Source organism: Anaerotruncus sp. (assembly GCF_057433415.1).
This window is the reverse complement of record NZ_DBMDHH010000008.1, coordinates 44,383-63,504: the sequence shown is the minus strand read 5'-3', so window position 1 is coordinate 63,504 and position 19,122 is coordinate 44,383. Positions and strand designations below refer to the sequence as shown.

Here is a 19,122-nt window from a genome sequence, read left to right as displayed (position 1 = left end):
GGGCGATTGCCCGCAACCAGGTTGCCGGTTCATACGCCGGCCGGCAGGCTTCGGGATTGCAGCTCCCGCAGGATTTTCGACTGGGAGATATCCACCTTCTGCGGATTGGGCACCACCGCCACATGCCTGCCGCCCGGGCCGCGGGTGACGAGGTGCATCTCGTCGAGCACGTCGATCGCGAGCTTCAGCTTGCACAGGCAGGAGATGTTCCCCCGCAGCTTCGCGTAGATCACCTCGTCGGGCGCCGAAAGGTTGCCCTTCGAGCGCAGGTAGCGGTAGACCACCGCGATGTCGTCCCGGCTGGGCACCACCTGCGCCCTCGCCGGCTCCTCCACCGGCTCGCTGCGGCGCAGCCGCTGGTAGACCTGCTCCGAGTGGTGGATCTTATCGTAATCGATCCCCGTCAGGTGGATGTCCTTCACCTTGACCGAGACGCGCAGCTCGCCGTTCCACTCCCCCACGTCGACCGTCGCGGCCAGATCGACCACCTCGCCGACCGCATAGGGAAAGCTTTCCTGCGTCATGCCGAAATAGACCGCGTAAAAGACCGTGTCCTCCCCCGCGAACCGCAGCCGCAGGTGCTTGCCCTCCCCGATCGGGTAGACCCCCTGGAGGGTGCAGCCGGGAATCTGGAAGACGGGCAGCTCGTTGCCCGAGCCGAACGGCTCGAGCAGTGCGAGCGGCTGGATCGAGTGGACGTTGAGCTGGCGCGGCGAGAGGGCGCAGTCGATGTTGATCGTCTGCTGGGGCATCTCGGGGTAGTGCTCCGCCGCCCAGAGGTTGATTTTTTCGATGAAGGCGGGCAGCTTTTCCATCGGGACCGTCAGCCCGGCGGCCTGGTTGTGCCCGCCGTAGCGCACGAGCAGCTCGGAACAGGAGTCGATCGCGTCGATGATCGAGAAGCCCTCGACGCTGCGGCCCGAGCCGCGCGCGTTCTCCCCCTCGACCGACAGCACGATGCAGGGCTTGCCGAACCGCTCGACCATGCGTGAGGCCACGATGCCCACGATGCCGTGGTGCCAGCCCTCGCCGTAGATGACGATCACCCGGCGGCCGAGCGCCTCTGCGTCCGATTCAAGCTGCTGCATAATCTGCCGGACGATCTGGTCCTCGATCGCGCGGCGCTTCTCGTTGAGGGAGTTGATCCCCCCGGCCAGCTCCTCCGGCTCGTCGCCGCCTCCCACGAAGAGCTCGATCGCGTTGTCGACGCAGTCGAACCGGCCCGCCGAATTGATGCGCGGCACGATGCCGTAGGCGATGTTCTCGCAGGAGAGCTGCTTATCCGCCATGCCGCACACCCGGATGAGCGCGGCCAGGCCCTCGTTGTCGGTGTTCTGGAGGCTCTCGAGCCCCCGCCGCACGATCGTGCGGTTTTCGCCGGTGAGCGGCACGATGTCCGCCACCGTCGCCACGGCGACGAGGTCGCCGTACTGGTCGAGCATCAGCTCTCCGTCGTCCCCCTCGAGCGCGCAGATGAGCTTGAAGGCCACCCCCACGCCCGCGAGATATTCGCACCCGCTCTCGTCGTCGAGGCGGTGCGGGTCGACCACCGCGGCCGCCGCGGGCAGCACCTCGCGCGGCTTGTGGTGGTCGGTGATCACCACGTCGAGCCCGAGCGAGGAGGCGTACTCCACCTCACCGATCGCCGTGATGCCGTTGTCCACCGTGATGACGAGGCGCACCCCGTCGTCGTGGATGAGCTTCAGCGCCTCCCGGTTGAGGCCGTAGCCCTCCCGGTCGCGCTGGGGGATGTAATAGCAGACGTCCGCGCCCGCGGACTCGAGATAGCTGTAGAGCACGACCGTCGACATGATGCCGTCGCAGTCGTAGTCGCCGTAGACGGCGATCCGCTCACCCTCGGAAAGCGCCCGCCGGATGCGCGCCACGGCCTTATCCATGTCGCGGATCGCCAGCGGGTCGGTCAGCGTCCCGTCCGGAGACAGGAAGCGTTCGATCTTTTCCCGGGTGTCATACCCTCTGCCGGCCAGCACCCGCACAGCAATCAGCGGCAGGCCCAGCTCGCTCGCGAGCCGCTTGGCCGCCGCCTCGTCGGGGCGCCGGACGTTCCAGCGTTTTATCGGCACGTAGATTCCTCCGTTTTCCGCAGATACCTCCCGCCGTCCCCGCGGAAAATCCGCAGGAAACCGGGCGCGGAGGCCGGAAGGCCCCGCGCGGCGGGAAAACCGTAAAAGTCATCAATGCTTGCCATTCATACAACAAGAGATATTGTACCACTTTTTTGCCAAAAACACAATATACGGCTCCAAAGCGGTTTCTTCGGCAGGCCCCGTCCCAAAACGCCGCTCCCAAATGAAAACCGGCAGGACGCGAAGCGCCCTGCCGGTAAAACGGTTCTGTTTATTCCGCGGAATCCTCGGGGATCTCGCCCTGCGCGCCGTCCGGGCCGGCCTCGTAGACAACGGCGGACTCCTCGGCGGCGGGAGCTTCCTCCTCGGCCGGCGCGGGCGCCTTGTCGGCGAGCAGCGCGCGGATCGAGAGGCTGACGCGCTTCTTCTCGCTGTCGAGCTCGGTGATCTTCACCTCGACCTCCTGGCCGATCGCAAGCACGTCGGAGGGCTTGTTGATCCGCTCGTTGGAGATCTGGCTGATGTGGATGAGCCCGTCCACGCCCGGGATGATCTGGGCGAACGCGCCGAACGGGGTCATCGAGACGACCTTGACGGTGCAGACGGTGCCGACCGCGTAGTCACGCTGCATGATGACCCACGGATTGTCCTCCGCCTTCTTGTAGCCGAGGGAGATCTTCTTGTTCTCCGCGTCGATGTCCTTGATGTAGACCTCGACCGTGTCGCCCACGCTGACGATCTCGGAGGGATGCTTGATGCGGTTCCAGCTCAGCTCGGAGATGTGCACCATGCCGTCCACGCCGCCCAGGTTGACGAACGCGCCGTAGCTGGTGAGAGATTTGACGACGCCGGTGTAATGCTTGCCGACCTCGACCTCCTGCCAGAACTTCTCCTCGAGCTCGCGGCGCTGCTCGCGCAGGACCGCACGGATCGAGCCGACCGCGCGTTTGCGCTGGCGGTTGACTTCCAGAATCTTAAACTGGACCTTCTTCTTGAGCAGGTCCTCCAGGCTGTCGTTGCGGGAAAGGGTGGCCTGGGAGGCAGGGATAAAGACCTTGACGCCGTTGGTCAGCGCCAGCACGCCGCCCTTGATAACCTCCACGACGGTGCCCTCGAGGATCTCCTCGGTGTCCACCGCGTTCATGACCTTCTCGAAACCGGCAATTGCATCGAGGCGCTTCTTGGAGAGCATCACGGTGCCCTCGACGTCATTGACGCGCACGACCAGCAGGTCCATCTGGTCGCCAACCTTGACGAGCTCCTCAGGCTTCGCGTTGGGGTCGTCGGTCAGTTCGGACAGCGGGACGTAGCCCGCGTGCTTGGTGCCGATGTCGACGGAAATCTCGTTCGGCGCGATCCCCGTGACGGTCGCTGTGACCTTCTCCCTGTTATCTATTGTTTTGAAGGATTCATTCAACATCTCTTCAAAAGAAAGCTCGTCCTGATCTTTAAGAATCTCACTCATGGTTTTATGTACCTCCTTAATTATGCAAGCCGGCGTCGACGCGCCCGCTGTAACGCCAATCCTAGTATAACCGCCCAGATCGAGATCATGCAACTCCGCCGCAGACTCGATCAGAAAGGTGTCGCAATACGCCCCGCAGAGCTGCGCCAGCTTGGCGGTGTTGGAGCTTTTCCGGCCGCCGATCACGATCATCGCATCGCTTTGGGCCGCCAGCTCCCGCGCCTCAGACTGTCGTTTTTCAGTAGCAATACATATTGTATCAAATATTCGGAGCTTTGTACACACTTTTTTAAGTTTTTCTACACATTTTTCCCATTCCGGCACCGAAAAAGTCGTCTGTGCAAGCAGGGTGACGGGCCGGTTTCCACCATTATCCAAAATCGGAATGATTTTGTCAAGCTCTTCCGCCGAACGGAAGATGTGCGTCTCCCCCTCGCAGTAGCCCGCGATCCCCACCACCTCCGGGTGGGAGGGGTCCCCCGCGATGAGCGTGACGCTCTCCCCCGAGTGCTCCGCCGCCAGCCGGTGGAGCTTCTCGACATAGGGGCAGGTCGCGTCGACCACCCGCGCGCCCGACGCCGCCAGCTCCTCGTAGACCTGCGGCGGCACCCCGTGCGACCGGATGATCACCGTCCGGCCGTCCGTGTTCTCCGCGGGGCTTTCAATCACCCGCACGCCCGCGCGCGCGAGTTCCTCCACGATCCGGGGGTTGTGGATGAGCTCCCCGAGCGTGCAGGCGGGCGTCCCCGAACGGGCCTCCGCGAAGGCGGCGTCCACCGCCCGCCGGACCCCGAAGCAGAAGCCCGCCGTCTTCGCCACCGTGATCCGTTTCAAATCCCGTCCTCCAGCAGCCTGACGATCTCGTCCATCACAAGGCGGCTGGCCTCCTTGAGCTCGTGCGGCGCGATCTCCGCGCCGAACCCGAACCGCGCGTTTTCAATCGGCTTTCCGTAGCGGACGGTCACCGGCGACCGGAAGCCGATCCGCTCCCCGAAGCAGACGGCGCAGGGCACCACGTCCGCCCCCGTCTGCTGCGCGATCATCGCGACCCCCGACTTGGGGCGGCCGGGCGTTCCCGTCTTCGAGCGGGTGCCCTCGGGGAACATCCCCAGCACGCCGCCCCCGGTGATGATGCGGTCCGCCCAGTCGATCGCGCCGGTGTCCCCCTTGCCGCGCTCGATCGGGAAGGCGCCCAGCGCGGTGATGATCCTGGCGAAAAGCGCGTTCTTCTGGAAGAGCTCCGCCTTGGCCATGTAGCAGACCTTGTGACGCTTGACCGGGATCCCCGCCAGCACCGGGTCCCAGTTGGAGCGGTGGTTGGCCGCGAGGATGAATCCCCCGCCGTCGGGGACGTTTTCGAGGCCGACCACCCGGAACCGGAAGGCCAGCCGCAGGAAGACGGCGCACAGCGCCCTTACGACCTTATAAAACATCGCGCAGCCTCTCCTTCACCAGCTTGGTGAGCGCCTGGACCGACTGCTCGAGGGTGTTGCCCGTCGTGTCGACGAGCAGGGCGTCGTCCGCCTGCTTAAGCTGCGCGATCGCCCGGTGCGAGTCGTTGTAGTCGCGCTGCCTGACCTCCTCGAGCAGCGCGTCGTAGTCGACGTCGTGCCCCTTGGCCTTCAATTCGTCGTACCGGCGGCGCGCCCGCTCCTCGGGCGACGCCGTCAGGAAGATTTTCACCTGCGCGCCGGGCAGCACGATCGTGCCGATGTCGCGGCCGTCCATGACCACGTCGTGCTCGACCGCCATATTCTGCTGGAGCGCGAAGAGGAACTGCCGCACCGCCGGGATGGCGCTCACATTGCTCGCGGCCATCGAGACCTCCGGGCGGCGGATCTCCTCCGACACGTCGTAGCCGTTGAGGAACACCCGCTGCTCCCCGTTCTTATAGCGCAGCTCCACCTTGATGCCGCCGAGCAGCCGCTCGACCCCCGCCGGGTCGTCCGTCGCCACACCGTTGGCGTTGGCGTAGAGGCCGATCGCGCGGTAGAGCGCGCCCGTGTCCACATAGATATAGCCGAGCTCCTTCGCGATCGCGCGGGCGATCGTGCTCTTGCCCGCGCCCGCGGGTCCGTCTATCGCTATCGAAATCATCCGTTTCTCTCCTTTTATCCGTTCCGATTGACGCCCTTCGCGGCCAGGAGGGCCGTCGACCAGGCAATCTGGAGGTTGTAGCCCCCAGTCAGCGCGTCCACGTCGATCACTTCCCCCGCGAAATAGAGCCCCTTCACGAGCTTGGACTCCATCGTGCGCGGGTCGATCTCCCGGACCGCCACGCCGCCCGCCGTGACCACCCCCGCCTCGACGGGCAGCAGCCCCGCCGGCGTGACCGGCAGCGCCTTTAAAAGCGCGGCGAACGCCCGCCGCTCCTCCCGCGTGACCGCGTTCACCTTGCGGTCGGGCGGAATCCCGCTCAGGCGCACCGCGACCGGGATGAGCTTTTTGGGCAGGAGCTGGTCGAGGGCGTTTGCAAAGTCGCGGTTTTTCGCCGCGGAAAAGTCCCGCAGCAGCCGCGCGTCGAGCTGCCGGTCGTCGAGCCCCGGCTTGAGGTCGATCTCCATCCGGAAGCCCCCCGGGTCCCCCGCCAGGTAGGAGGAGGCGGAGAGGACCAGCGGCCCCGACACGCCGAAATGGGTGAAGAGCATCTCCCCCAGCTCGGAGAAGACCGCCTTTCCCCGCGCGTCCCGCAGGGTGAGGGTCACGTTTTTGAGGGAAAGCCCCATCAGCTCGGCGCACCACGGCTCCTTCGCGCGCACCGGCACGAGGGAGGCCCGCGCCGGGACGACCGTATGGCCGAGCGCCTTTGCCAGCCGCCAGCCGTCCCCCGTCGAGCCGGTCGCGGGATAGCTGCACCCGCCGGTGGCGACGAGCACCGCGTCCGCGGAAAGCTCGCGGCCGTCCTCCAGCCGCACGCCCCGTACGCCTCCGTCCTCCGCCAGGATGTCAGTCACGCGCGCGGATGTTACCAGCCGCGCGCCGGACGCCTTCGCAAAGCGGACGAGCGCGTCCGCCACGTCGGCCGCCCGGTCGGACACCGGGAACACCCGGCCTCCCCGCTCGGTCTTGAGCGGCACGCCGAGCGACTCGAAGAACGCCATCGCGTCCGCCGGGGAAAAGGCGCTGGCCGCGCCGTAGAGGAAGCGCGGATTGGTGCGCACATTCCGCAAAAAGTCCTCGGGCGAGCAGTTGTTGGTGACGTTGCAGCGGCCCTTGCCGGTGATCAGCAGCTTGCGGGCGGGGCGCGTCCCCCGCTCGAGCACCGTGACCGACGCGCCGCCCTTCGCGGCGAAGCCCGCCGCGAACAGCCCGGCGGCTCCCCCGCCGATCACGACAAGGTCAGACACCGGCTTCCTCCCCGCGCTTTTCGTAGACCTCGTATTCGTCCCAGATCTGTTCGAGGCGGTCGTAGGTGCGGGCGATCTCGTCGTGCTTTTTCATGCCCACCGCCACGATCAGGGCGTTGATGAGGGAGAGGGGCGCGACGAGCGAGTCGATGAAGGAGACCATGTCGCTGCGCGCCATCAGCACATAGTCGGCGTTCTCGGCCAGCGGAGACTGGTTCGAGTCGGTGAGCGCGATGACCTTCGCGCCGCTCCGGGCGGCGAAGTGGGAGGCCTGCACCGTCCGCTTGGAGTAGCGCGGGAAGCTGATGCCGATGAACACGTCCTCCGGCCCGATGCGCATGATCTGCTCGAACATCTCGCTGCGGGAGGTGGTGTTGATGAGGCGGACGTTCGGGAAGATGTGGTTGAAGTAGAAGCTCAAAAACTGCGCGAGCGCCGACGAGGAGCGCACGCCGATGATATAGATGCTCTTCGCCGCGCAGATACAGCCGACCGCCGACTCAAAATCGGCGCGGCTCGTCTCCTCGAGGGTGCGGCGGATCTTTTCGATGTCCTTGCCGAGCACCTTGGCGAGCACGTCGGCGTTTTCGAGCTGGTCGCTCGTCACGTCCATCCGCTGCACGGTGGTCAGCTTGTTGCGGATGAGCTCCTGGAGCGCCCTCTGCAGCTCGGGGTAGCCCGCGAAGCCCACCTCCGACGCGAAGCGCACAACGGTCGATTCGCTCACCCCCACCGTGCTGCCCAGCTTGCTGGCGGTCATGAACGCCGCCTTGTCAAAATGGTTGATCATGTAGTTGGCGATCAGCCGCTGCCCCTTGGAAAACTGCGGGGTCATTTTGCCGATGAGCGCCAATAAATCCTGGCCCATATCCGATCCTTTCCTTCTGCATCCTGCAAAACGCAAGGTGATCCTCTTTCAGCTTTCTATCATAGCGGAATTCCGCCGGAAAATCAAGCGCGTTCGGATAAAATGGCAGAAAAAATGCAGGACTTTTTGCAAAGTCCTGCATTTCGGGGCGGATTATTTGGCAATTTGTGTAACGGCGATGGCGTCGAGGATCGTTTTTTCCTTGGCGAGCTGGCCGTACTTGTTGACCTCGGTCTTGTCCTTGGGGCCGTGGGTCACGCAGGCCGCGCCGCCGATGCAGCCGCCCACGCAGGCCATGCCCTCGATGAAGTTGTTGGGCAGCAGGTTTTTGTTCGCCTTGAGCAGCGCGATCCTGCACTCCTCGATGCCGTCGCAGGCGATCGGGTTCGCCTTGAACTGGTCCTCCGGGATGCCGTGCTCCTTGAGCGCCTCGGCCACCGCGTCGGAGAGGCCGCCGCTGCGCGCGAAGATGCGCCCGTAGTAGGAGGCGTTGTCGAGCAGGCTCTCCTCGAGGTTCTCGACGTTCACCTCGCGCGCGTCGAAGAGGGCCTGGAGCTCCTCAAAGGTGATGACGCAGTCGATGCCGGTGATATGCTCCTGCTGGAACTCCATCTTCTTGGCGGTGCAGGGGCCGACGAAGACGCACTTCGCGGTGGGGTCGGTCCGCTTGATGAACCGCGCGACCGCCTCCATCGGGGAGGGGTTGTGGGAGATCTTGTCCACAAGCCCCGGGAAGGCGCTCTTGATGTAGGCGACGAACGCCGGACAGCAGGAGCTGGTCAAAAAGCCCTTCTCAACGAGCTCCGCGGCCTCCGCGTAGGCCACCATGTCCGCGCCGAGCGCCGCCTCGATGACGCTGTGGAAGCCGATCTTCCGAAGCCCCGTCACGACCTGCCCGGTCTTGGCGTAGCTGAACTGGGAGGAAATCGACGGCGCCACGACCGCGTAGACCTTGTATTTCGTGTTGTTCTCGCTCTCCCGCATGATCGTCAGCGCGTCGAGCAGAAACGACTTGTCGACGATCGCGCCGAACGGACACTGGTAGACGCAGGCGCCGCAGGAGATGCACTTGTCGTTGTCGATCTTCGCGGAGTTGTCCCGGTGCATGCTGATCGCGCCGATTTTGCAGGCGTTCTCGCACGGGCGGGTGTACTTCATGATCGCGGTGTAGGGGCAGGCGGTCGCGCACTTGCCGCACTCAATGCACTTCTCCTGGTTGATGCGCGCCTTGCCGTCGCGCACCTCGATCGCGCCCGTCGGGCAGGCGTGCTCGCAGCGGTGCGCGATGCACCCGCGGCAGGCCGAGCCCACGTGGTAGCGGTTGACCGTGCACTCGTCGCAGGCGATGCGCAGCACCTCGATGACGTTAGCGTTCTCCTTGTCGCCGCCCATCGCCATGCGGACCCGCTCGGTGATGATCGCGCGCTCCTTGTAGACGCAGCAGCGCGTCGTCGGCTTGGGGCCGGGGGCGATGTCCATCGGGATGTCCCGGTAGGCGCTCTCGAGCGTCCCCTGGTCGAAGTGCTCGACGACCCCCTTGAGGACCTTGTATTTCAGCATCTGGACGTTGGTGTCGAAATTGCGTTCGGTAATTTGCATCTGTTACCCTCCATTGACGCGGCTGGCCGCGGGTTTGGTCATCTAGTAGTAGCTCACCTTTACCGTCTTGCCCATCAGCTCGAGGTATTTGGCGAGGTCTTCGATCAGCCGCAGCTTGATCGAAAGATCGATCGGCATATCCGGGTTCTGGTGGGCCGGGTTCATCGCCCGCCCCACGAAGAGGTTCACGTCGGTCGCGCTCTCAAAGAGCATCTGCGCGATCAGCGAGGCGCCGTCCTTCTTGCCAATCCATTCGCTGTAGGTGTCGGTGCCCGACGAATACCGCCGCGCGAGCTCGACGACGTGCTTCATCGTGAGCACCCCCTCGGTGCACAGGTCCACGCCCTCGATAAAGCCGATCGGCGGGATCTCGGGGTCGAGGTAGTCGAGGCAGGTCCTGACGGAAGTGTGCAGGTATTTGGCCACGATCGTGGAGGTCGTGCCCCCGCAGACGATCGTCTTGCCCCCCTGCCCGAAGAAGAGCCGCATGATCTTTTCGTCGTCCTCCGGGTTGACCGGCGGGCCGATCATCAGGTTGACGAGCTGGCGCTCGCGGATGCGCAGCGCGGCCACCGTCGTGTCGTCGCCCGGCTTTCCCATGTAGAGATCGCGGCAGGCGTCGCTCACGAGCCCCGCCACCGCCTTGGCCGACATGGCCGCGTTGTAGTGGGCCTCGAGGTATTCGACGACGTTCGGCCGCTCCCAGCCGAAGTTGAGCGACTGGCCCACCCCCGCGTGGATGACGCCGTCGCTCATCGCGACGAACACGTCCCCCAGGCGCGCGGGGAAGCGGGATTCGTAGATCTTCTTGCCCGCGATCGTCTTCTCGGTCCGCTCGTAGTCGACGCTTCTGCCGTCCCGCAGCATGATCACGTCGGGGTTGTCGTACTGGATGAGGGAGACCTCGTCCCCGTGCACCTTGATCACCGTGAAGGTCGCGTAGGCCACCTGGCGCACCGAGCAGACGGGCAGCGTCTGCGCGATCGTCGTCACGCAGTCCTCCACAGTCATGTCGCTGTCCATCATCGTCGCGATGATCTTGGAGGTGAGGGTCGAGAGGATGTTCGCCTTGACGCCGCTGCCCAGCCCGTCGGCCAGCACCATCGTGAAGTCGCCGCTCGGGTTGTTCTTCACCTCGACGCGGTCGCCGCACAGCTGCTCGCCGTACTTGTTGAGGCTGATATAGCCGTTCTCCATAAACAGTTTTTCCATGGCTACTCGTCCTCCGAGAGCACGGTGTTCTTGATCTTGGTCAGCGCGATCTTCGTCTCGGCGGTCGTTTCGCCCAGCAGCGACGCGATGTCCTGGACGATGCGCATCTGCTTTTCGATCACCTTGTCGGTGATGTCGATCGTCTGGGCGCGGCGCTCGATGTACTTCTCCCTGCGCGCCTGCTCCGCCGTGATGTCCTTGAAGATGCCGAACAGGCAGTGGTGGTCCGCGTCGCGCACCACCGTCAGCTCGACGTGCTTGTCGAGGTCCGCCAGGTACATCTTCTTGTCGATCACATCGTTGCCCGTCTCAAGCACATCCTGGAAATCGGTCGGGTCGATCAGGTCGATCACGTCCCTGCCGATCGCGTCCTTCGACTTGGGGATGTTGAAAAGGTGGCAGGCGGACATGTTCATCCGCTGGACGGTCAGCCGGTCGTCGAGCACCAGGATCGCGTTGGGAGACACCGCGAACACGTTGTTCGAGAAGCTCTCCGCGTTCTCCAGCAGGTAGGGCAGGCACATCGTGATGTCCGCCTTGCCGTTGTAGACCGCCTTGGCCTTGTCGCGGCAGGTCGGGTAGCCGCAGGAGCCGCAGTTGAGCTCGTCCTCCGGCTTGGTTTTGCCCATGCGCGCGAGGATGTCGGTGATCGCCGCCGCGGGCGGGTCGGGCTCGTGCACGAACTCGTTGGGGATGTGGCGCGCGAGGCCGAAATCGCAGGCGATGTCGAAGTCGGGCTTTTTGTCCTCGTCCGGCTGGGCGAACTCGTCCACCCGCACCCGGCTGTCGAGCAGGTTCTCCTGGTAGGCGCGCGCCGCGGGCCCGTTGATGCAGCTGCCCTCGCAGGCGCTCATCTCGACGAAGTACCCCTTGAGGCCGCCGCGCTCGATCGCCTCGATCGCGCGCACGCAGTTTTCCACCCCGTCGACCGCGAGGTACTTGTAGCCGGTGCCGCGCGTGTGCATGCACTCGATGATGCCGCCCGTGCGCGGGAAGAAGCGGGAGGCGCGTCCCTCGCTCTCCGCCACCGGGGCGGGCGCGACCTCGATATGCCGCATCTGGAACCACTGCACGAGCTCGTCGAAGGTGAGCACGCAGTCTATGTAGCCGGGGACCTTCTGCATCTCGTCCTTTTTGGAGATGCAGGGGCCGATGAAGACGACGTAGGCGTCGGGGTATTCCTCCTTGATGAGCTTCGCGCTGGCCATCATCGGGGAGATCACCGGCGCGATGCAGGGGATGACCGCCGGGAAATACTTCTGGATGAGCGTGACGACCGTGTGGCAGCAGGAGGAGATGATGACCTCCTGTTTGTGATCGCGGATGAGGTTTTCATATTCGCTCTTGACGATATAGGCGCCCTCGGCGGTCTCCCGCGCGGCGAACAGCCCGAGCTTTTTGAGGTATCCCTCCATCTCCCCGATCCCCGAGACGGGGAACTCGCTGATAAACGAGGGGGCGAGCGTCGCGATGACCCGCTTGCCGGAGCCCACCGCCCCGATCACCTCGGTCAGGTCGCTGCGCACGCGCTTCGCGTTCTGCGGGCAGACGACGACGCACCGCCCGCACAGGATGCACTCCTCCGGGATGATCTTCGCCTGGTTGTCGGCGAAACGGATCGATTTGACCGGGCAGGAGCGGATGCACTTGTGGCAGTTTTTACAGTTGGCCTTCTTGAGGCTCAGTACGTCGGTCATTGCGGCTGCAGCTCCTTCACGACCTTATCAATGAAAATTTCCCGGGCGTTGTCGGTGTTGAGCCCGGTGACGATTTCGTCGTTCACCTTGATCGTCACGCCGTGCTGGCAGTGGCCGAGGCAGAAGGACGCGTTCAGGCTCACCTGGTCCTCCAGCTTGTATTCCGCGATCAGCTCCTTGAACGCGTTGATGATGTTGTAAGAGCCTTTGAGATGGCACGAGCTTCCGATGCAGACGTAAATTTCCATGTCGTTTCCTCCGGTTCTTGTTTTCCCGGAGGGGCCGCGGTTTCGTTCCCCTTTTCCCGCGCGACGGCCCCATCCGTTTTCTTTCTATAAGGATACTACATTTCGGTTTCTTTTTCAATGTGTTAATTCTTTAACAATATGTAAAATCCTCCGCTCTTTTTGTCATTTCATCCAAATCCTCACGTTTTCAGCAGTTTGCGCCGTTCCCTGTAGTCGGGCATCCATTTTGCCATCTCCGCGTGGAACCCCGCCTGGTGGTCGGGGTGCAGGAAGTGCACGTATTCGTGCAGCACCACGTATTCCACCGCCGCGCGCGGCTTTCCCATCAGCTGCTTGTTGAGGGTGATGCGGTTCTTCGCCGGGCAGCACACCCCCCAGCGGCTCTTCATCCACCGCACCCGCAGCTCGGGCTTTTCCGGCAGCAGGCGCGCGAAGAGCGGATAGATCCGGTCGCTCACCTCCGTGAACGCCTCGAGACATTCCGCGTCGGTGTACGCCTCCCGCGCCGCCTCGGCCTCCCCCGCATGCGCCGCCAGGCGTTCCCGCGCCCACGCGATCCACGCCGCGCGGCCCGCGACAAACCCGTCCACCTCGGAAAGCGGCGTGCGCCGGGGCGCGGAAACATGCACCGTCCCGTCGGCGCGCACCCGCAGATTGAGGTTTTTGACCGCCTTCCGGGTCAGCTCGTATTCCACGCCGCCCGCCGTCCGCGTCATCCCTTCCCCTCCTAATTCAGCGTGCGGAAGCCGTACTCCTCGATCGGATCGAGCTTTTGCACCGTCAGGTTTTGCACCTCGCTGTAGTGGCTGCCGCGCCGCACCGCCGCCGTAAACGCCTCCACCGCGTCGGGCGCGCCCTGCACCTCCATGTCCACCGCGCCGTCCTCCCGGTTGCGCACCCAACCGGTGAGCCCCAGCCCCCGCGCCGTATAGCTGACATAGTAGCGGAAGCCCACCCCCTGCACGTAGCCCTCGGCCAGCAGGTAAAGCCTCATCTTTTTCGCCACGGGCGTCTCCCCCTTTCCGGTGATCTCCATCGATTTTACCGCAAACGGACAATATTGTCGAGAGTCTGGCGGCCGCCGGCGGTTTTGGATTTTTTGCCCCGCGGGCGGCGGGCGCTTTACGGGAATTGCCGCTTTCCAAGCGGCAAGAATCACGAGCGCGTTCCGCCGCGCGGCACGGGTTCCTTTTCGAACGGACGAAAAGGAACCAAAAGTCCGCCTAAGGGACTTCCGCCTTGGGCGGCCTGCCCGGGCTGCGCCCGGAGCGCGCTACGCGCGACGGCCGATCTCCGGCCTAAGAGCCGCCTTCGGCGGTTGGCCTCCGAAACGCGGTCTGCGGACCGCAGTCGCGGGCGCTCCGCCCCGCGACCCCGGCTTGAGTCCGCTACGCGGACCCGGCCCTGCGGGACGGAACTTTAAGCGGTATCCCCCGGGAGCACCTTGCCATGACCCGCAGGTTACAGCCGCTCCCCACGGGTACACCAGCTGAGGGCTCAATTCAGGTTGCGGGCGCTCCCAACGGGCGGGAACAGAGAGTGCAAAGCGCCTGCCGTGAGGCGCATGCACATTGCTGCGGCGACCCGCGGGCCCAGTGTCGGGGGGCCTCAGCGGATGTTCGCCTTGGGCATGGGCCGCAAAAGATAGGCCGGACGGCGGCGGGCCTGATTAAAGTCTTTGGGCGCTTTCTTCAGAAAGCGCGGAACAGGCGCGAAGCGCAAAAACAAAAGCCCGGCTTGCGCCGGGCTTTCGCTTTTTTCCGTTTCTCTTCCTACTCCGCGTAGGCGGCGGCCTTGCGCAGCGCCTCGTTGAAGGGGCCGACCGAGATCGTGACGGACGAGGCCAGTTCCCCGCCCGCCGGCGCGCCCTTCTCGGTGACGGAGAGCTCCTCCAGCTCGCCGACCGTGCGGCCCGCGGCGTACCGCGCGTAGGCCGCGGCCTGCTCGTACCACTCCTTGCCGATGCCCGACGCCTCGCGCATGCCGTAGCTGTCGCCCATCTCGTTCTTTGTGCGGAAGGGGCCGTTCAGGTCGGAGGTGATGGCGCCCGAACCGTCAAAGCGCACGGCGCCCTGCGAGCCGTCGAGCACGCAGCTCGTGATCGTGCCGTCCGGTGCGAAGGAAACGGCTGCGTAGGTGGAATCCGCCTGCGCGGTCCCCTCCGATTCCCCCGCGCCCTTGGAGTTCCGCATGTTGGTGGCGATCCCGAGCCCGAGGGAATCCCCCTCGCGCGCGCCGAGCGCCTGCGCGTTCCGCGCCGCCTTCTCGATGCCGTCGATAAAGCCGCCCACCGCGATCGTCACCGAGGAGGAGAGCTCCGCCTCCGTGGGGGCGGTACGCTCGTCAAGCGCCATGCCCTTTACCTCCGCGACCGTCTTGCCGGTGACATAGGAGGCAAACGCCGCCGTCTGCTCATACCACTCCCTGCCGATGCCCGACGCCTCCGCGAGCCCGTAGTCCTTCCCGAGCTCCCGCTTGGAGGGGAACACCGTGCCCGCGTTGAGCGCGAGCGCGCCGTCCGCCGTAAAGGGAATCCTGCTCTGCACCGCGTCGATCGCGCAGGCCGCAATCCGTCCGTCGTCGTCCACCAGCAGGGCGACCGCCGTCGAGCCGATATCCGCCAGCCCCTCTTCGCCGGCCGCGGACGTGGAGTCGGCGGCCGAGGTGATCACCGCGAGCCCCGTCTTCAGCACGTCCGCCTGCGGGGCGCTCTCCCGGGAGGCGGTGTTCGGCTCGAGCGAGGCGGACGGCTGGCTGCCCCGGCTTTCGCCCCCGTCCTGTCCCGCCGTCCGGCAGCCCGCCAACAGGCCCGTCAAGAGCAGGGCGCAGAGCGTCCATGCGGTCAATCGTTTCATACTTCTTCCTCCTTGCGGCCTCTGTCGGCCGGCAGAATTTTTGTTTTCCTTAGTATGTCAAATTCCGCGCGCCGCCCTCCCGGAAGTTTTTGGCACGCATAGCCGCGGGGCGCGCGGGAGTATATTAAGATTGTATAAAGAAGCATAAAAATGATTGTACCCGGAACGCATTTATGCTAGGATAATGGCATCAACAAACCGGCCGCGCGCCGGACAAAGGAGTCCAACACATCATGGTCAAGCACATCGTCATGTGGAAACTGGAAGAGGTCGCAGAAGGCAACACCCGCGAGGACAACGCCCGGCTCATCAAGCAGGGGCTCGAAGCACTGAACGGCGTCATCGACGGCATCCTGACCCTTGAGGTGGGGAAAAACATCAACCCCAAGGGCTTCGATCTCGTCCTCTACTCCGAATTCGTTTCGCAGGAGGCCCTCAAGGCCTACGACCAGCATCCTGAACACCTCAAAATGCGCGAATTCATCCGCAAGGTCATCACCGAGCGGGTCGTCGCGGACTACGAGGCATAACCCCCGGGATTTCAAAAACGGCCGCGCTGCGGCCGTTTTTTTGTCCGCCTCCGGCGGACAATGCCGAAATCCCGGCCCGCCGCGCGAAAAACCGCCCCGGCCCGCTTCTGCGGGCCGGGGCGGTGATGCGTGTGCGGCAGCGCCGTCACGGATTTTCAAATTTGACCTTGCGGGTCCGGATGGGCGCGGGACGGAAGGCTCTCGCGAGCTCGGCGCCGCGGTAGACCACGAAGTAGAAGGGCACCGCCAGCAGGATCGCCGCGAAGACGTCCGCGATCGAATGCTGCTTGATAAAGACGGTGGACATGCAGATGAGCACCATCAGGACCTCCGAGCCCCAGCGGACGGCCTTATGCCGCCGGCCGAGCTCGCTGCGGCGGATCGCGATGTTCACGCCGATCGAATTGAAGCAGTGGATGCTCGGGCAGACGTTGATCGGCGGGTCCGCCAGGTAGATCGTGCGTACCGCGTCGGTGAGTAGGTTGTCGCGCGGGAAGACGAGCGGCCGCAGGATCTGGCCGTTGGGGAAAACCGTATAGATCGCGAGACAGACGGTCATGCCGCCGAAGAGGAAGGCGCACAGCCGGAAATAGTCGGGCTTGGAGCGAACGAGGAAATAGCCCACCGCCGCCGCGACGTAGAAAAACCACAGCAGGTAGGGGATGACGAAGACCTCCTGGAAGGGGATCAGCGTGTCGATCCACGAACCCGCCCAGTGTTCGGGGCGGGCGTTGCCCTGCAGCCAGCCGAACCAGAGCATATAGGGCACAAAATAGAGCAGGAGCGCCGCATGCCGGTAATTGTAGAGGGTTGTCTTCCAGTTCCTTATCATATCAGATCACCTGTTTCCTCACGGGGTCCGGGCGCCGGACCTAGTTGAATTTATAGATCCGCCGGGCGAGGCGGTAGTTCTGGACGCTCAGCCGCCGCCCGAACGCGCCGGGCAGGTTGACGAACGTCGCGATCGACCGGTAGCGGATGGCCGAATACCATCCGGGGTTCTCCGCCTTCAGCCAGCTCCAGAGCGCCGCGCGCTTTTCCAGCGCCTCGGGGCTTCCGTCCACCGTCAGCAGGACGGAGGAGATCGTCATCATCATCGTCACATAGTTGAGCAGGTATTTCACCAGCTTGCGGTCCATCGCCGCGAGCCGCTCCCCCCGGTAGGCCTGCGCCATGAGCCGGGTCACCCGGAGCTGCTGGTCGATCCGCCGGATCATCACCGCCTCGTTCACCGACTGGTCCTCCCGGCCGATGTAGTAGCGGTAGAGGTCGAGGTCGAGATAGCAGAGGGTCTTCACATAGGGCAGCGGGATGTAGGCGAAGAGGTTGTCGACGTAGAAGGTGTGCTTGGGCAGCTCGAGCCCGCATTCCCGCAGCAGGGCGGTGCGGTAGACGAGCGAGTGCATGAGCAGGTACTGCCAGGGCTTGAAGGATCTGATCTCGCTCCAGCCGAAGATGCGCCCCACCGGCAGGGTGCTGCGGTAGCGCATCACCCGGCTGCCCTGCGTCTCGTGCTCGTAGACGTAGTTGCAGATGTAGAGGTCGGCGGGGCTGCCGTTCTCCAGATGGCGGCGGATGGTCGCCAGCAGCTCCTTCGCGCTCGGCACGTCGAGCCAGTCGTCCGAATCGACCACCTTGAAATAGAGTCCCCGCGCGTTGCGGATGCCCTGGTTGACCCCCTCGCCGTGGCCGCCGTTCTCCTGATGGATCGCGCGAACGATCTCCGGATACCGCGCCGCGTACTCGTCCGCGATGCGGCCGGTCCCGTCCATCGAGCCGTCGTCCACCAGAATGATCTCCAGCTCCTCCCCGCCGCTCGCCAGCAGCGTCGAGATGCAGTTGCGCATGTACGCCTCGGAATTGTAGCAGGGCACCACATAGGTCATGAGCTTCATGCCGTCGCCTCCCATCCCGCGAGGATCTCGTCGGCGCGTTCGAGCGCCCGCGCGACGATCGCGTCCATATTGTAGTATTGGTACTCCGCGAGCCGCCCCAACAGGTAAAACCGGGGCACCGCGGAGATTTTTTCGAGATAGGCCGCGTAGAGCCGGTCGCTCCCGGGGTTTTTCACCGCGTAGTAGGGGATCTCCCCCGCTTTGCCGGCGTAGTCCCGCGCGAACTCCCTGACGATCGTCGTCCGGCCCGGCAGGTCCTGCCCGAGAAAGTATTTGAACTCGGTGATCCGCGTAAAGGGCATGTCGACCGTATAGTTGACGGTGCCCTTCGGCTGGAACCAGGTGACCGGCAGCGTCTCGAACTGGAAATCGAGGGTGCGGTAGGGCAGCCGCCCGAGCGAACAGCCGCAGAGCTCGTCGAGCGCGCCCGTGTAGACGGTCACGCCGCCGAACGGCTCCCCGTCCAGATAGACCCGGTCCTCCCCCACGCGCAGCCGCTCAGACGCCTCGGTCCCCAGCCGCACCTCGACGCCCGGATAATCGAGCATCCGCTCGAAGAGGGCGGTATAGCCCTTTGCCGGGATGCCCTGCCAGGTGTCCTGGAAATAGCGGTCGTCCTCCGAGACGAGCACCGGCACCCGTTTCAGCACCGAGGGGTCCACCGCGTCGGGCGGGGTGCCCCACTGCTTTTCGGTATAGTGGCAGAAGACGTTTTCAAAGATGTATTCCGCGAGCTCCCGGAGCTCGGGATCGCTCTGGCGGCGCAGCTCCGCGATCGGGACCCGGCTGCCCGGCCCGTAGCCGGCGATCAGCCGCTCCCGCAGGCGCGCCGCCTTGCCGGGCGCGAAGCAGAGGTCGACCGAATGGAGGTTGAAGGGGATGGGCACGAATTTCCCGCGGATGCTGCCGACCACCTCATGCCGGTAGGGGTGCCACTCGGTGAACCGGCTGAGGAACCGCCAGGCGGCCTCGCTGTTCGTATGGAAGATGTGCGGCCCGTAGCGGTGGACGAGGACGCCCGCGCCGTCGAGGCTGTCGTAGGCGTTGCCGCCGATGTGGGACCGCTTTTCCAGCACGAGCACCCGCTTGCCCGCCTCGGCCAGCCGCCGCGCCGTGACCGCCCCGGCAAACCCGCTGCCGACAATGACCGCGTCGTAGTTGTGTTCCATAGCCCGCTCCTTTGCGTTTCGTCTTCTGCTGACATAACGAGAGTATACCGCGGAAATCTCCAAGTTTCCTCTAAAGAGCCAAACCCTTTGAAAATCCCCACAAAGTATACCATATCCGGAGGGATTCCGGGACAGCTTTCTGTGAATTTC

17 protein-coding genes are annotated in these 19,122 nt (G+C 64.5%); 1 reads left to right on the top strand and 16 read right to left on the bottom strand.

Going from position 1 to position 19,122, the window contains the following annotated elements:
• Window positions 1-29: 29 nt before the first annotated feature.
• From recJ to ACZO3G_RS03875, 13 genes are all read right to left on the bottom strand, one after another.
• Complete coding sequence (gene recJ / locus ACZO3G_RS03935) at window positions 30-2,084, bottom strand: single-stranded-DNA-specific exonuclease RecJ (protein WP_276871282.1); 2,055 nt, start codon at window positions 2,082-2,084, stop codon at window positions 30-32.
• Between the two features lie 274 nt (window positions 2,085-2,358).
• The gene (locus tag ACZO3G_RS03930) at window positions 2,359-4,386 is read right to left on the bottom strand and encodes a bifunctional 4-hydroxy-3-methylbut-2-enyl diphosphate reductase/30S ribosomal protein S1 (RefSeq protein WP_276871288.1); all 2,028 of its coding nucleotides are present in this window, start codon (window positions 4,384-4,386) and stop codon (window positions 2,359-2,361) included.
• Window positions 4,383-4,985: a lysophospholipid acyltransferase family protein gene (locus ACZO3G_RS03925; protein WP_101551459.1), complete on the bottom strand. Its 603-nt coding sequence runs from the start codon at window positions 4,983-4,985 to the stop codon at window positions 4,383-4,385. The genes ACZO3G_RS03930 and ACZO3G_RS03925 overlap by 4 nt, the downstream gene beginning before the upstream one ends.
• Window positions 4,975-5,649: a (d)CMP kinase gene (gene cmk, locus ACZO3G_RS03920; RefSeq protein ID WP_121586525.1), complete on the bottom strand. Its 675-nt coding sequence runs from the start codon at window positions 5,647-5,649 to the stop codon at window positions 4,975-4,977. Before cmk ends, ACZO3G_RS03925 begins: the two co-directional genes overlap by 11 nt.
• Before the next feature lie 14 nt (window positions 5,650-5,663).
• Complete coding sequence (locus tag ACZO3G_RS03915; RefSeq protein WP_276871291.1) at window positions 5,664-6,899, bottom strand: BaiN/RdsA family NAD(P)/FAD-dependent oxidoreductase; 1,236 nt, start codon at window positions 6,897-6,899, stop codon at window positions 5,664-5,666.
• Window positions 6,892-7,767, bottom strand: a complete 876-nt coding sequence (locus ACZO3G_RS03910; protein WP_101551465.1) for a MurR/RpiR family transcriptional regulator — start codon at window positions 7,765-7,767, stop codon at window positions 6,892-6,894. Before ACZO3G_RS03910 ends, ACZO3G_RS03915 begins: the two co-directional genes overlap by 8 nt.
• 153 nt (window positions 7,768-7,920) lie before the next feature.
• On the bottom strand, window positions 7,921-9,366 hold the full coding sequence (locus ACZO3G_RS03905) for a 4Fe-4S dicluster domain-containing protein (RefSeq protein ID WP_101551467.1): 1,446 nt from the start codon (window positions 9,364-9,366) through the stop codon (window positions 7,921-7,923).
• 42 nt (window positions 9,367-9,408) lie between these two features.
• Window positions 9,409-10,578: a SpoIIE family protein phosphatase gene (locus ACZO3G_RS03900; RefSeq protein ID WP_276871295.1), complete on the bottom strand. Its 1,170-nt coding sequence runs from the start codon at window positions 10,576-10,578 to the stop codon at window positions 9,409-9,411.
• Between the two features lie 2 nt (window positions 10,579-10,580).
• Window positions 10,581-12,275, bottom strand: a complete 1,695-nt coding sequence (locus ACZO3G_RS03895; RefSeq protein WP_276871298.1) for a [Fe-Fe] hydrogenase large subunit C-terminal domain-containing protein — start codon at window positions 12,273-12,275, stop codon at window positions 10,581-10,583.
• The gene (locus tag ACZO3G_RS03890; protein ID WP_121586520.1) at window positions 12,272-12,523 is read right to left on the bottom strand and encodes a (2Fe-2S) ferredoxin domain-containing protein; all 252 of its coding nucleotides are present in this window, start codon (window positions 12,521-12,523) and stop codon (window positions 12,272-12,274) included. The genes ACZO3G_RS03895 and ACZO3G_RS03890 overlap by 4 nt, the downstream gene beginning before the upstream one ends.
• Window positions 12,524-12,702: 179 nt before the next feature.
• The gene (locus ACZO3G_RS03885; protein ID WP_276871303.1) at window positions 12,703-13,239 is read right to left on the bottom strand and encodes a M48 family metallopeptidase; all 537 of its coding nucleotides are present in this window, start codon (window positions 13,237-13,239) and stop codon (window positions 12,703-12,705) included.
• An 11-nt stretch (window positions 13,240-13,250) separates the two neighbouring features.
• Window positions 13,251-13,559: an acylphosphatase gene (locus tag ACZO3G_RS03880; RefSeq protein WP_101551478.1), complete on the bottom strand. Its 309-nt coding sequence runs from the start codon at window positions 13,557-13,559 to the stop codon at window positions 13,251-13,253.
• A 736-nt stretch (window positions 13,560-14,295) separates the two neighbouring features.
• Window positions 14,296-15,378 carry a hypothetical protein gene (locus ACZO3G_RS03875; protein WP_276872623.1) on the bottom strand — a complete coding sequence of 361 codons (1,083 nt, stop codon included), beginning with the start codon at window positions 15,376-15,378 and terminating at the stop codon, window positions 14,296-14,298.
• A gap of 233 nt (window positions 15,379-15,611) precedes the next feature.
• Here ACZO3G_RS03875 and ACZO3G_RS03870 point away from each other — a divergent pair, with 233 nt between their 5' ends.
• On the top strand, window positions 15,612-15,908 hold the full coding sequence (locus ACZO3G_RS03870; protein WP_101551481.1) for a Dabb family protein: 297 nt from the start codon (window positions 15,612-15,614) through the stop codon (window positions 15,906-15,908).
• Between the two features lie 145 nt (window positions 15,909-16,053).
• On the opposite strand, the gene ACZO3G_RS03865 is transcribed toward ACZO3G_RS03870, so the two are convergent.
• From ACZO3G_RS03865 to glf, 3 genes are read right to left on the bottom strand one after another with little or no spacing between them, the layout of a single operon-like run.
• The gene (locus ACZO3G_RS03865; protein ID WP_256153195.1) at window positions 16,054-16,740 is read right to left on the bottom strand and encodes a phosphatase PAP2 family protein; all 687 of its coding nucleotides are present in this window, start codon (window positions 16,738-16,740) and stop codon (window positions 16,054-16,056) included.
• Between the two features lie 40 nt (window positions 16,741-16,780).
• Window positions 16,781-17,803: a glycosyltransferase family 2 protein gene (locus ACZO3G_RS03860; RefSeq protein ID WP_276872624.1), complete on the bottom strand. Its 1,023-nt coding sequence runs from the start codon at window positions 17,801-17,803 to the stop codon at window positions 16,781-16,783.
• A complete protein-coding gene (gene glf, locus ACZO3G_RS03855) occupies window positions 17,800-18,972 on the bottom strand; it encodes a UDP-galactopyranose mutase (RefSeq protein WP_276872629.1) in 1,173 nt (390 codons plus the stop codon). Before glf ends, ACZO3G_RS03860 begins: the two co-directional genes overlap by 4 nt.
• Between the last annotated feature and the right edge of the window lie 150 nt (window positions 18,973-19,122).

Bases quoted from the DNA above. Each gene is read 5' to 3' on its own strand.
- ACZO3G_RS03860 (WP_276872624.1), bottom strand. From the start codon at position 17,803: ATGAAGCTCATGACCTATGTGGTGCCCTGCTACAATTCCGAGGCGTAC.
- ACZO3G_RS03880 (WP_101551478.1), bottom strand. From the start codon at position 13,559: ATGGAGATCACCGGAAAGGGGGAGACGCCCGTGGCGAAAAAGATGAGG.
- cmk (WP_121586525.1), bottom strand. From the start codon at position 5,649: ATGATTTCGATAGCGATAGACGGACCCGCGGGCGCGGGCAAGAGCACG.
- ACZO3G_RS03900 (WP_276871295.1), bottom strand. From the start codon at position 10,578: ATGGAAAAACTGTTTATGGAGAACGGCTATATCAGCCTCAACAAGTAC.
- glf (WP_276872629.1), bottom strand. From the start codon at position 18,972: ATGGAACACAACTACGACGCGGTCATTGTCGGCAGCGGGTTTGCCGGG.
- ACZO3G_RS03910 (WP_101551465.1), bottom strand. From the start codon at position 7,767: ATGGGCCAGGATTTATTGGCGCTCATCGGCAAAATGACCCCGCAGTTT.
- ACZO3G_RS03885 (WP_276871303.1), bottom strand. From the start codon at position 13,239: ATGACGCGGACGGCGGGCGGCGTGGAATACGAGCTGACCCGGAAGGCG.
- ACZO3G_RS03870 (WP_101551481.1), top strand. From the start codon at position 15,612: ATGGTCAAGCACATCGTCATGTGGAAACTGGAAGAGGTCGCAGAAGGC.
- ACZO3G_RS03895 (WP_276871298.1), bottom strand. From the start codon at position 12,275: ATGACCGACGTACTGAGCCTCAAGAAGGCCAACTGTAAAAACTGCCAC.
- ACZO3G_RS03905 (WP_101551467.1), bottom strand. From the start codon at position 9,366: ATGCAAATTACCGAACGCAATTTCGACACCAACGTCCAGATGCTGAAA.
- ACZO3G_RS03890 (WP_121586520.1), bottom strand. From the start codon at position 12,523: ATGGAAATTTACGTCTGCATCGGAAGCTCGTGCCATCTCAAAGGCTCT.
- ACZO3G_RS03865 (WP_256153195.1), bottom strand. From the start codon at position 16,740: ATGATAAGGAACTGGAAGACAACCCTCTACAATTACCGGCATGCGGCG.
- ACZO3G_RS03875 (WP_276872623.1), bottom strand. From the start codon at position 15,378: ATGAAACGATTGACCGCATGGACGCTCTGCGCCCTGCTCTTGACGGGC.
- ACZO3G_RS03925 (WP_101551459.1), bottom strand. From the start codon at position 4,985: ATGTTTTATAAGGTCGTAAGGGCGCTGTGCGCCGTCTTCCTGCGGCTG.